The following is a 12294-nucleotide window of genomic DNA, read 5'->3' on the forward strand; positions in this document are numbered from 1 at the left end:
CTAGCCGCGTTCACGGCGTTTCATCCGACGATTAAAGAAGCTTTGCAGCGAATCGGCGTAACGCCCATCAGTTTGCAAACTCATATGATCAACGCCCAAGGCCCGTAGTTCGGCTACATGGCTTTGGTGTTGAGCTTCGGCCTGCTTTTCAAACATGTCGCGTAATTTTTCATTGCGCAAATCGACAACCAACTCTTGGCCGGTTTCGGCATCTTGCAGCCGTACCAAGCCAACCTTGGGCAATTTACGTTCGCGCGGGTCTTCCACTCGCACTGCGACGACATCATGGCGACGCGCCGTAATCCGCAACGGTCGAATCCAATTATCGAGCGAGCGAAAATCCGAGATAATGAAGACCAAGGCTTTGCCTTCGACCACGTTGTTAAGGTAATCCAAGGCTTTGGTGATGTTGGTGCCGCGATGCTCAGGGTCGGTTGTGAGCAACGATCGCACAATTTGCATCACATGGTTACGGCCTTTGCGCGGCGGGATAAAGCGCTCAACTTCCTCGGTAAAGAGCAGCATGCCCACGCGATCGTTGTTGCGCACCGCCGAAAATGCCAAGGTTGCGCACAATTCGGCTTCTAGTTCGCGTTTGAGTTTGCGGGTTGTGCCGAAATCTGCCGAAGCACTCATATCGACCAGTAGCATCACGGTCATCTCACGCTCTTCGACAAAGCGCTTGATAAACGGACGGCCTGTCCGCGCGGTGACATTCCAATCGATCGCACGCACATCATCGCCAGGCTCGTATTCGCGAATTTCATCGAACTCAACGCCACGCCCCTTGAAGCTGCTCATGTACATGCCAGCAAACACACCAGTTACCAACTTGGTCGTTTTCAATTCAATGAAGCGCACTTGGCGCATGAGTTCTTGTAAATTCATGGTGTATCCGATTATTGATCCACGAAGGACACGAAGGGGTCAGGCTTTAGGGACGAGGAGCCTGTTTTGAATTAGCTGACCAATCAGCACTCCTGATCACTAACCCCTAGCACCCTCTGCGCCTCTGCGTTAAAAACTGGCCCCTGACGACTGATCCCTAGCCCCTATACCCTACGGCACCCGCACCCGATTGAGAATTTGGGCTACCAAGTTTTCCGAAGTGATATTTTCGGCTTCGGCTTCGTAGGTGGCGATCAAACGGTGGCGCAGCACATCTAAGGCCATATGTTTAACGTCATCGGGCGTGACATAAGCACGGCCTTGCAAGAAGGCGGCTCCTTTAGCGGCCAAGGTCATAAAAATGGTGGCCCGTGGCGATGCGCCAAATTCAATATAGGGCTTAATTTGTGCCAAGCCATATTGCTCAGGTTTACGGGTGGCAAACACCAAATCCAAAATATAATGCTTGACCCGATCATCAATATAAATTTGATGGAAAATCTTGCGAGCGTTATCCAACTCCTCGATTGTCATCGTTGTGCTCATTTTGGGGGTGGTTGCCCCAGTCATGCGATTGAGAATTTCGTATTCTTCCTCGCGGGTGGGGTAATCAACGACCACTTTGAGCATAAAACGATCAACCTGCGCTTCAGGCAAGGGGTAGGTTCCATCGTTTTCAATTGGGTTTTGGGTTGCCATCACCAAATATGGGTGGGGCAATTTAAAGGTATCCGAGCCAATTGTTACTTGACGCTCTTGCATGGCTTCGAGCAAAGCACTTTGCACTTTGGCCGGAGCACGGTTAATTTCGTCGGCCAGCAAAAAGTTGGTAAAAATTGGCCCTTTTTTAATCGAAAAATCGCCAGTGCGTTGATTGTAAATTTGCGTACCAATCAAGTCGCCAGGCAGCAAATCGGGGGTAAACTGAATCCGTTCAAATTGGGCATGAATCCCTTCGGCCATGCTTTTAACCATTAAGGTTTTGGCCAACCCTGGAACACCTTCAATTAATAAGTGACCATTAGCCAACAAACCAATCAAGATGCGTTCAGCTAATGCCCGCTGCCCAACAACAATTTTTCCTACTTCGCCCACAAGGCTTTGCAAGGCCTCGCCTGCGCGGCGTACATCGCTACTATTTGTTTCCAAGGTGAACCTCGCACGTCAACAACGGGTAGCCGAATCTTTTTTCTGTTGTCGATAATACCATAACCTTGAGCCAAAAACCCGCTTTTTTAGCTGCGTTTAAGCCAATTCTCACCATACTTAAGCTATGAAGAAACGATGAAGACTGCTGCTAGGCCGTTGTGCCTGAGTAAAATGCTTAAAAATTGCCAAACAAGCTGTAGTGATCACGACAATCAGGTTAATGCCTGATACCCATCCCCTGTGGAGGCAGGTATACTAGGTTTGTGCCTTCCAACCGTTGCCAAGCTGCCAACGGTTGTTTTAATGAATACCGTTTGAAAGGATGCTTCCGTGAAGAAGTTGAGTATTGCACTCTTGCTTGTTGTTTCGTTAACTTTAGCTGCTTGTGGTGGAGAAGCTGCCACGACCGCCCCATCAACAGATAACGGCGCTGCAACTAGCGCACCCAGCACCGGTGGCGGTAGCTCGACTCTGACGATTGACGCTGCGGCTGGTGGTACCTTGGCTTTTGCCGCAACGGCAGCCGAAACCACTGCTGGCGAAGTGACCGTGACCTTTAATAACCCGGGCGCTTTGGCTCATAATTTGGTCATCGTCAAGCCAGGCGAAGAACAAGCTGCGGTTGATGCCTCGATGGCTTCGGCTCCTGACTTCTTGCCTCCTGCCGACAAATCTTTGGGTCATAGCAAAACGATTGCTGCTGGCGCAAGCGATACCTTCACCGTGAGCTTGCAACCAGGTACTTACAGCTTTATCTGTACCTATCCGGCCCACTATGCTGCTGGCATGAAGGGTACTTTGACCGTCAAATAAGCAACGAGCAACCCTCGTAGTAACCAACGCGAATGGCACACCCATTCGCGTTTTGGTTTAATTCAGCCCATAGATTTTTGAGATTCTTAACTTCGATATGACCAACACTTAACAATTGGCAACTACCCTACAAGCTGTATAGTTTGTGGAGTGTTGGGCTGTGCTACAACGATTTTTTTTGCTTTGCTGCCTCGTAACGTTGGCTGGATGCGGTGCAACCACCGCTCAACCGACGGCTACCAGCCTCCCCGCGACAGCAACACCTGCCCCAACCACTCTCGCTCAAGCAACTCCTGCGGTAACGGCTAACCCAGCTTTGCGCGGCACAATCGTGATCGATGGCTCAAGCACGGTGTTTCCAATTACCGAAGCAGTTGCCCGTGAGTTTGCCCTGAGTGCGCCGAATGTTCAAGTGCAATTGGGCGTGAGCGGCACTGGTGGCGGGTTTAAGAAGTTTTGTGCTGGCGAAACGGTGATCTCCGATGCTTCGCGCCCAATTAAACAGAGCGAAGCCGCTGAGTGTGCCGCCAACCAGATTGATTTTGTGGAAATCCCCGTGGCCTTCGATGGCCTTTCGTTGGTTGCCAACCCCAGTAATACCTGGCTCGAATGTATGACCGTGGCCGAGTTGAATACCCTCTGGCAACCAGATGCGACCAATATCATCACCAATTGGCGTATGTTGCGGCCCACTTGGCCAACCAGTACCTTGCAATTGTATGGTGCGGGCCAAGATTCGGGCACCTTCGATTATTTCACCAGCGCAATTGTTGGAACTGAGGGTTCCAGCCGCAGCGACGTGATCAGCAGCGAAGACGATTATCTGATTGCGCAGGATATTGCGGGTGACCCCAATGCCTTGGGCTATTTTGGCTATGCCTATTATCGCGAATATCAAGAACGGTTGAAATTAATAGCGGTCGATGCTGGTAATGGCTGTGTTTTGCCTTCTGAGCAAACGATTGCTGATGGCTCGTATCAACCACTTTCGCGGCCAATTTTCATTTATGTCCGCGCCGATGCGCTTGATCGGGCTGAAGTTGCGGCCTTTGTTGATTTTTATCTCAGCGATTTGGCGCGAGTGGTGGCGGATGTGAAATATGTGCCCTTGCCAGCTCGCGCCTATCAATTTGCCCAAGAGCGCGTGCAACAACGCAAACTTGGCTCGCTGTTCGAGGGTGGTTCGCAAATCGGGGTTTCGATTGAACGCTTGCTTGAGCTAGAAGGACAATAAGCGATGCGGCTTTCTTTTCGCACAAAATTGCTTGGCTCAATTGCCCTCGACTTGGCCTTGATGATCGCCTTGGGTGTTTTTGCGTTAAACGGCTTTAGCAACGTTTTTCAAAAAGCCTCGATGATTGAGCAAATTACAATTCCTTCGCTTGATTTGAGCGATCGGATTAATTTTATCAGCACAAAATATCATGCCTTGCAGCTTGAATATATTATCAACAATAGCGCTGCTGATAAATCCCGCATCGAGGGTGAAATGCAAGCACTTGAGCAACAAATGGATGCTGCATTTGCTGCATATCGCCAGCTTGATACCACTATGGTCGAAGGTGAAACCTTGAACGCGGTGGCGATGGCTTGGCAACGTTTTGTGCAAGAAACCAACGAACAATTTTTGCCAACTGCCCGTTTGAGCAATACAGGCAGTGTGCAGCCAGCGCTCAACCGCCTCAATCCCTATTACGAAGATGTGCTCAGCGCAACCGATATTTTGGGTCAGTTGAGCCAAAATCAAGCCAACGAGGCCTTGGCTTCGGTTGGTCAAACCTTTGAATCAGTTCGTTTGGTGATTTATGGCGAAATTGCCTTTACGGTGCTGCTTTCGGGCGCAATTGGCTTGATGTTGGCAACTCGTACAGCACGGCGGATTCGCAATTTGACTGATGCTACGGTAGCCGTTGCTGGCGGCGACCTAGAACGCACGGTGCAAGTGCGCGGCGGCGATGAATTACAAACCTTGGCAAGCAACTTCAATAGTATGGTGCGTAGCTTGCGTGAACATCGCGATATGCTTGAACTCCGCAATGCTGAATTGGCTGAGAGTTTGTATGTGCAACAACAATTAACCGAGGATATTATTCGGCGCAAACAGGCCGAAGAAATGGCTTTACGCGCTCAGGCCGCAGCAGAAGCTGCAAGCCAAGCTAAAAGTATGTTTGTAGCAACTATGAGTCACGAATTGCGCACGCCGTTGAATGCAATTTTGGGCTATACCCAATTGCTACATCTGGGAGCCAAAGCTCGCGGCCAAGAAGATGTCTTGCCACAGCTTGAGCGAATTCGCTTGGCTGGTAAACATCTGCTGACCTTAGTTTCGAATGTACTTGATTTCTCCAAAATTGAGCATGGCAAGATGAACCTTGATCTTGGCGATGTGCAATTGGCCAGCTTAGTTGATGAAGTGATGGGGATTGTTCAGCCCTTAGCTGAAGCCCGTTTTGATCAACTGACGACTGAATTTGCTAGCACCAGCCTGATCTACAGCGATGGTGGCAAAATTCGCCAGATTTTATTCAACTTATTGAGCAATGCGATCAAATTTACTGAGGCTGGCACGGTGACCCTACGCGTGTGGGATGAGCAACGTGCTGGTGAGCCATGGCTGGTATTTGCGGTCAGCGATACTGGCATTGGTATGGCTCCTGATCAATTACGGCGTTTGTTTAAGCCATTTGTCCAAGCCGATGAATCGACGACCCGTACCTATGGCGGCACTGGCTTAGGCTTGGCGCTTAGTCAGCAACTTGCAGCGATGCTTGGCGGCTCGATCAGCGTTGAAAGCTGCCCCAATGTTGGCTCGACCTTTACATTGCAGATACCCGTTCAATGTCCAGAGCAATCTGAAGCTACGCTGGTGATGGCTGCATCACCACTGGTTAATTCGAGCGCTGTGGCCTAATACCCAACCAACTTAGGAGGATTCCCATGGGGATGATTTTAGTTGTTGATGATAATGGCGATAACCGTTTCTTGCTTCAACAGATGTTATCGTTGAATGGCTATAGCGTGATTAGTGCTGTGAATGGGCAAGATGCCCTCGATAAAGTGCATAACACCACTCCCGATTTAGTATTGATGGATATGGCGATGCCAGTCAAAGATGGCTGGACGGCAACCGCCGAACTGAAAGCTCAAAGCCGCTATTCGCATATTCCAGTGATTGCAGTGACTGGACATACCACCTACAACGAACTATCACGCGCCACAGCGGCTGGCTGTATCGATCATCTCGAAAAGCCGATCGACTATGAAGTGCTCGTGCGCAAAGTGGCCCAATATCTAAAAAAAAATGAAAAACAATTGGCGCTAGGCGCTTAAGTTTTTTAATTAATAACGACTCGCCCTATCACGTCAGTGATGGGGCATTTGGCGTGTGCTCTGCTATACTAAACCAATCTAAGCAGGAGGATTATTGATGGAACCTATTAGCATTGGAATTATTGGCGGCAGTGGGCTGTATGCAATGGAAGCCCTAACCGACCGCAGCGAAATACAACTTACAACTCCATTTGGCGATCCCAGCGATGCTGTGATTGTTGGCAATTTGGCTGGGCAACGAGTAGCTTTTTTGCCACGCCATGGTCGTGGGCATCGCTTTACCCCTTCGGAAGTACCCTATCGCGCTAATATTCATGCGCTCAAACAATTGGAAGTGCGCTTTATTCTTGGGGTTAGTGCAGTTGGCAGCTTGCGCGAAGAGTTGGTGCCTGGCCATTTGGTTATTCCTGATCAAGCGATTGATCGGACGAAGGGTGTGCGGCCTGCAACCTTCTTTGGCGAGGGTGTCGTGGCACATGTGGCGTTTGGCGAGCCAGTTTGCCCACATTTGAGTGCTTTGGTGAGCAAGGCTGCCCATGCTGCTAGCAACACAACCGTGCATGATGGTGGAACCTACTGCTGTATGGAAGGACCACAGTTTTCAACCAAGGCTGAGTCGGAGCTATATCGCAGTTGGGGTTGCTCGATTATTGGCATGACCTTATTGCCAGAAGCCAAACTTGCGCGAGAAGCCGAAATTGCCTATGCCAATCTTTCGCTCGTTACCGATTATGATTGCTGGCATCCTGATCATGATAATGTCACGGCGGCGATGGTGGTTGAAACGATCAATCGCAATGTAGCAGCCGCTCAAAATACGATTGCCGCATTGATTCCATTGATTGATCCAGCGGCGGTGTATCCAGCGCATTCGGCATTGGCCCATGCCGTGATGACTGCTCCAGAGTCGATTCCCGCAGCAGCGCGTGAACGTTTGGCCTTGCTCTATCGTGGCTAATACCTGAATAATCGTTTGTGCTGATTGAGGTTTACGAAAACGATGATTAAATACAAAACCAGCACCAATTGGTGCTGGTTTTGTGTGCTTTCGGTTGAACCTAGTTCAAAGCGGTAGCAACGGTGTTGAGTTTGTTGTTGACGTTCTTGCCGAGCAAGGTCAAGACAGCGATAACAACGATAGCGATCAAGGCGAGGATCAAAGCGTATTCAACCAAGCCTTGGCCTTCTTCTTTAGCGAAAAATGAACGAAACATTGCAGTATCTCCTTACGAGAAAGAATATAATTACGATGTGTGCATCATATCCGACCTTGGTGGGAACGACAATAGGATGTTGGTACTATCAACGAGGGTGGATTCAAATCAACCATGGGTTATATCGAGTTTATAGCGGATTTAGGACTGGAGGGGCACTCAAAATCGAGAGTTAAATACAAAACCAGCACCGATTGGTGCTGGTTTTGTGTGCTTTCGGTTGAACCTAGTTCAAAGCGGTAGCAACGGTGTTGAGTTTGTTGTTGACGTTCTTGCCGAGCAAGGTCAAGACAGCGATAACAACGATAGCGATCAAGGCGAGGATCAAAGCGTATTCAACCAAGCCTTGGCCTTCTTCTTTAGCGAAAAATGAACGAAACATTGCAGTATCTCCTTACGAGAAAGAATATAATTACGATGTGTGCATCATATCCGACCTTGGTGGGAACGACAATAGGATGATAGTACTATCAATAGGGGGGACTAGGGTGCAGGTACAACTGCCACAACACGAGTCCCCCGTCCTACCGTGCTTTCTATGCCCATTTGGCCACGTAAGAGCACTTCGGCTTGTTGGCGTAGGCTAGCAATCCCCATATTGCGCTTGCCGGTTGGGTCGTTGAGCGTTTCGGCCACATGAAAGCCAGCTCCATCATCCTCAATCGCAATTTGAATGCGACTAGCATCAGCCTCAAGAATAATGCGGACATGCGAAGCATTGGCGTGGCGTTGCACATTATTCAACGCTTCTTGGACAAAACGGAAAATCGTTACTTCATAATGACCAGGCAAGCGAGTTTCTAAACCTTGCACCATTAAATTGATTTCGATGTTATTTTTATCACCAAATTCTTGGCTATAGCGCTTGAGTGTTGGCAATAAACCTAAATCATCAAGGGTCATCGGGCGTAAATCGAAGATAAAACGCCGTGTATCTTGCAACACGGTGTTAATCGCCGTTTTGAGGCTGGCCATCTCCGAACGAGCTTGATTAGTATCGTGATCGAGGAAGCGTTCGCAAATTTCGGCGCGTAGTACCAAGTTGCTCATTGATTGGGCTGGACCATCGTGCATTTGCAACGAAATCCGCAGGCGCTCCTTTTCTTGGGCTTGAATAATCGCTGCAATTTGTTCTTGTGGATCAACGTGTGGCAAGTTTGAAATGGTTGTTTCGGCCACAACGCTGACCTCATCGAGGCTTTGAATCAGTTTTTGCAACGTATCTTGTTGTTCGCGCAGCACTTGTTGCTTGGTTTGGAGTTGCTCAACTTGGCTGCGCATCATCTGAACGCGAGTTTGGACCTCTTGGGCCGAGGTATAGAAATTTTTAATATCAACTTTTTCGTAGCGCTCGAAATTGACTTCCATATCGCGACGGCGGCTGGAAACCGACATTTCACGTTGCGACATTTTATCGACTTCGGCTTGATTTTGGCGAACTAAGGCATCAAGTTCGGTCATTTGGCGACGAATGCGGTCTTGTTGGTCACGCAATTCTTTTAATAATGCGTCTTTATCGGCTGCCATAAGCCCTCCAATTCGATGGTGGTGCGTGAATGAAATTATACTGGTGGCGATTTTACTGCGTCAATTATACCCAGCGACGCAGCACTAAAACGGCGTTGGAGCCACCAAACCCAAATGATTCTTTGACTGCAAGATTAATTGCTTGTTTGCGAGCACCTTCAACCACAAAATCCAAATCGCAATCAGGATCACCTGCTTGCCAATTAATGGTTGGTGGCAGCACTTGATCGCGCAAGGCTAAGATGGTGGCAATGGCTTCGAGGGCTGAGCTTGCACCCATCGCATGGCCAGTTGCGCCTTTAATTGCTGAAATTGGCACATGCTTGGCCTGTGTACCAAAGACTGCTTTGATTGTAGCTGCTTCGGCGGCATCGCCTAGCTTGGTGCCAGTCGCATGCGCATTAATATAATCGACATCGTGAATACTAATTTGGGCACGTGCTAAAGCTTTGGTTAATGTTAATGTCTGGTGTTCTAAATCGGGCGCTACAATGCTACCACTGGCGGTTGTTGCGGCTGAGGCCACAATCTCAGCTAAAATAGGTGCATTACGAGCTTGGGCGTGCTCTAAACTTTCGAGCACAAACGCGCCTGCACCTTCAGCTAGCACTAAACCATTGCGATTGGCGCTGAATGGACGGCAGGCTCGGCCTGGATCGCTCAGGTCGCTGGCGAGTACACGCAAGGGTTTCCATGCTGCATACATGCCTTTGGTAAGCGGTGCATCGGAAGCTCCAGCAACTGCGATTTCAATCACGCCAGCCCGAATCAAATCGGCGGCGATACCAATTGCTTGCAAACCTGAGGCACAGGTGGCCGAAATCAGGGTGCTTGGGCCGTGCAGATCAAAGACTGTACAAAGATGTGGCAGCACTGCGGCAGGCATACAAGCTGGCACGGTATCTGCCCGTACTTTGCCATTGGTGAACCAATTTTCGTAGCAAGCTTCGATCGTCGAAATCGTAGTATAGCCTGTGCCCCATAAGACAGCGGTATCTTGGGGTAGGCCTTTGGCCATGGTGATCGCTTGTTCCACGGCATGATGGGCCAAGCTGATCATGCGGTCGGGCTGGCGGCGATGGCTGGCGAGCAATGGTAAATCGGGGGTTGCGCCACCAACCACTGGATCTTTGTAGGGTGCTAGGTCGGGCAGTGGCTTGACCCCGCTTTGGCCTGCCAACAAGGCCGCCCAATACGATTCAATATCATTCCCAAGGGCGCTGCAAATCCCGATTCCGGTGATGACAACTCGCTGTTTCATAGAGGCTCCTCTGCGCTGCCGACCTACCACAGGCTCCATTGTCGTGGTATGGCTTGGTGGTTTCGGGGTTATGATGCTACTGTTCATTGTAGCGGGGAGTGTATCCAATGTCGAATATCTATCTGGGCTGTGCGATTTGGGGCTATCGGCCTTGGGTTGGCCAGTTTTTGCCTGCTGCAACCAGTAATGCCGAAATGCTCAAGGCCTATGCTGAACGTCTGACGACGGTGGAAATTAATGCTACCTTTTATGCAGTGCCTGATCAGCCCACGGTCTTGCGTTGGGCTAATGATACGCCGGATAACTTTCGTTTTTGCCCAAAAATTCCTCAAGCAATTAGTCATAGTGGTAATTTGGCCCAGCAAGTGGCCGCGACCAAGGCTTTTGTGGCGCAGATGCAATTGCTTGGCCCAAAACTTGGCCCGATTTTTCTGCAACTTGGCCCAGCGTATAGCCCAGCCAATTTTAGCGATTTGCAACAATGGCTGGCGGCTTGGGAGCATAATGTACCTTTGGCGGTTGAAGTGCGCCATCGTGGTTGGTTTGCAGCCCAAGCAACTCAACGCTTGAACGGCTTATTGGCTGAGCATGGTGTTGGTCGCGTTTTAGTTGATGTACGACCCATTAACACTGGTGCAACCAAAGATCAAGTAATTTTAGATGCACGCCGTAAAAAGCCCAGCGTACCCTATCATGTCGATGTAACTGCGCCGTTTGTGTTGCTACGCTTTATGGGTCACCCCGATTTAGCGCTTGACCAGCCGTTGCTGGAGCAATGGGCCGATACGATTGTGGCAATGTTAAGTGATGGCCTGACCGTGTATGCGTTTATGCATTGCCCAGTTGAAGAGCGCTCGCCAGAGATGTGTGAAATCCTAGCGCAGGCCTTGGTTGCACGTGGGATTGATTACCCCTTGCCAACGCCGCCAGCACCAATTCAACAACTTTCGATGTTTTGATCAAACGGCGGCTTCGTGGTACTGTTGCCAATGGGAGTACATGGGGTCTGGTGGCCTCGTCAGTCTTCAAAATTGGTCGGCGCTATGACGAATAGCGTTGGTGTGTTCGATTCGCACGTACTCCCGCCAGATACGAATTCACAACCTGATTTTGAGAGGAAATCGTTATTTGCGTTTCCGCCAAAAGGTGTGTTATAATCGGCTTTCGTGCGAGTTGTGACATTTAAACAAGTCAACTTTATCTGGGTAAGTGTACCCCGCACACCATAACGTAGAACCACGTAGGGAATGGTCAATTAAGGAGCCGCAGGGCGCGACTACCAATTTTCCATTCCTGTTCCGTTGTCTTTTTGTCAGCGGCTAACGGTATTTGTAATAGCAGGAGCCACAACCAACATGGCTAAGCAAAAGTTTGAGCGGAATAAGCCCCACATCAACATTGGGACGATCGGGCACGTTGACCACGGCAAGACGACCTTGACCGCTGCCATCACCAAAACCATGGCACTGCGTGGCCGCGCTGAATTCCGCGCCTTCGACCAAATCGACAATGCTCCCGAAGAACGCGCTCGTGGGATTACGATTTCGATTTCACACGTGGAATACGAAACCGAAAATCGCCACTACGCTCACGTGGACTGCCCAGGCCACGCCGACTATATCAAGAACATGATCACCGGTGCTGCCCAAATGGACGGCGCAATCTTGGTGGTATCGGCACCCGACGGCCCGATGCCCCAAACCCGCGAACACATCCTCTTGGCTGGCCAAGTCGAAGTGCCCGCGATGGTGGTCTTCTTGAACAAAGTTGATATGATGGACGACCCTGAGTTGCTCGAACTGGTGGAAATGGAATTGCGCGAGTTGCTGAGCAAATACGGCTTCCCGGGCGACGAAATTCCGATCGTGCGTGGTTCAGCCAAAGGCGCATTGGATAGTGCATCAACCGATGCTGGTCAACCCGAGTATCAATCAATCCAAGAATTGATGCAAGCGGTTGACGATTACATCCCAACCCCCGAACGTGCGATTGACAAACCATTCTTGATGCCAATCGAAGACGTGTTCTCGATCAAAGGCCGTGGCACCGTGGTGACCGGTCGGATCGAACGCGGGATCGTCAAAGTGGGCGATACGATTGAAATCATCGGGA

13 protein-coding genes and 1 tRNA gene are annotated in these 12294 nt (G+C 49.9%); 8 read left to right on the plus strand and 6 right to left on the minus strand.

Annotated features, from left to right (window positions below; translation table 11 throughout):
* Both ABEB26_RS15395 and ABEB26_RS15400 read right to left on the minus strand, forming a co-directional pair.
* Entirely contained in the window at positions 1 to 888 is an 888-nt protein-coding gene (locus ABEB26_RS15395; RefSeq protein WP_012192422.1) for a DUF58 domain-containing protein, read from the minus strand.
* Positions 889 to 1059: 171 nt separating this feature from the next.
* On the minus strand, positions 1060 to 2037 hold the full coding sequence (locus ABEB26_RS15400) for an AAA family ATPase (protein WP_012192423.1): 978 nt from the start codon (positions 2035 to 2037) through the stop codon (positions 1060 to 1062).
* Between the two features lie 330 nt (positions 2038 to 2367).
* Between ABEB26_RS15400 and ABEB26_RS15405 the strand changes: the two genes are divergently transcribed.
* The 5 genes from ABEB26_RS15405 to mtnP all read left to right on the plus strand — a co-directional run bounded on the left by ABEB26_RS15405 (position 2368) and on the right by mtnP (position 7138).
* On the plus strand, positions 2368 to 2850 hold the full coding sequence (locus tag ABEB26_RS15405) for a plastocyanin/azurin family copper-binding protein (protein WP_345722926.1): 483 nt from the start codon (positions 2368 to 2370) through the stop codon (positions 2848 to 2850).
* Between the two features lie 160 nt (positions 2851 to 3010).
* Entirely contained in the window at positions 3011 to 4084 is a 1074-nt protein-coding gene (locus tag ABEB26_RS15410) for a PstS family phosphate ABC transporter substrate-binding protein (RefSeq protein ID WP_345722927.1), read from the plus strand.
* 3 nt (positions 4085 to 4087) lie between these two features.
* Positions 4088 to 5761 (plus strand): sensor histidine kinase, encoded by a 1674-nt coding sequence (locus ABEB26_RS15415; protein WP_345722928.1) that lies wholly within the window; start codon positions 4088 to 4090, stop codon positions 5759 to 5761.
* 26 nt (positions 5762 to 5787) lie between these two features.
* A complete protein-coding gene (locus ABEB26_RS15420; RefSeq protein ID WP_012192427.1) occupies positions 5788 to 6180 on the plus strand; it encodes a response regulator in 393 nt (130 codons plus the stop codon).
* 97 nt (positions 6181 to 6277) lie between these two features.
* Positions 6278 to 7138 (plus strand): S-methyl-5'-thioadenosine phosphorylase, encoded by an 861-nt coding sequence (mtnP, locus tag ABEB26_RS15425; protein ID WP_345722929.1) that lies wholly within the window; start codon positions 6278 to 6280, stop codon positions 7136 to 7138.
* Between the two features lie 100 nt (positions 7139 to 7238).
* On the opposite strand, the gene ABEB26_RS15430 is transcribed toward mtnP, so the two are convergent.
* The 4 genes from ABEB26_RS15430 to ABEB26_RS15445 all read right to left on the minus strand — a co-directional run bounded on the left by ABEB26_RS15430 (position 7239) and on the right by ABEB26_RS15445 (position 10182).
* Positions 7239 to 7394, minus strand: coding sequence for a Flp family type IVb pilin (locus ABEB26_RS15430; RefSeq protein WP_345722930.1), 156 nt, complete (start codon positions 7392 to 7394; stop codon positions 7239 to 7241).
* 226 nt (positions 7395 to 7620) lie between these two features.
* A complete protein-coding gene (locus tag ABEB26_RS15435) occupies positions 7621 to 7776 on the minus strand; it encodes a Flp family type IVb pilin (RefSeq protein WP_345722930.1) in 156 nt (51 codons plus the stop codon).
* A 101-nt stretch (positions 7777 to 7877) separates the two neighbouring features.
* Positions 7878 to 8921: a histidine kinase gene (locus ABEB26_RS15440; protein WP_345722931.1), complete on the minus strand. Its 1044-nt coding sequence runs from the start codon at positions 8919 to 8921 to the stop codon at positions 7878 to 7880.
* Between the two features lie 64 nt (positions 8922 to 8985).
* A complete protein-coding gene (locus ABEB26_RS15445) occupies positions 8986 to 10182 on the minus strand; it encodes a beta-ketoacyl-[acyl-carrier-protein] synthase family protein (protein WP_345722932.1) in 1197 nt (398 codons plus the stop codon).
* Positions 10183 to 10289: 107 nt separating this feature from the next.
* Here ABEB26_RS15445 and ABEB26_RS15450 point away from each other — a divergent pair, with 107 nt between their 5' ends.
* From ABEB26_RS15450 to ABEB26_RS15460, 3 genes are all read left to right on the plus strand, one after another.
* Positions 10290 to 11141, plus strand: coding sequence for a DUF72 domain-containing protein (locus ABEB26_RS15450; RefSeq protein WP_345722933.1), 852 nt, complete (start codon positions 10290 to 10292; stop codon positions 11139 to 11141).
* Between the two features lie 32 nt (positions 11142 to 11173).
* Positions 11174 to 11270: transfer RNA gene (locus ABEB26_RS15455), tRNA-Sec, on the plus strand.
* 267 nt (positions 11271 to 11537) lie between these two features.
* The coding region (locus ABEB26_RS15460) for an elongation factor Tu (RefSeq protein WP_345720277.1) at positions 11538 to 12294 on the plus strand (757 nt) is incomplete at its 3' end.

Origin of the sequence: Herpetosiphon gulosus (assembly GCF_039545135.1) — a bacterium.
Classification (GTDB): domain Bacteria; phylum Chloroflexota; class Chloroflexia; order Chloroflexales; family Herpetosiphonaceae; genus Herpetosiphon; species Herpetosiphon gulosus.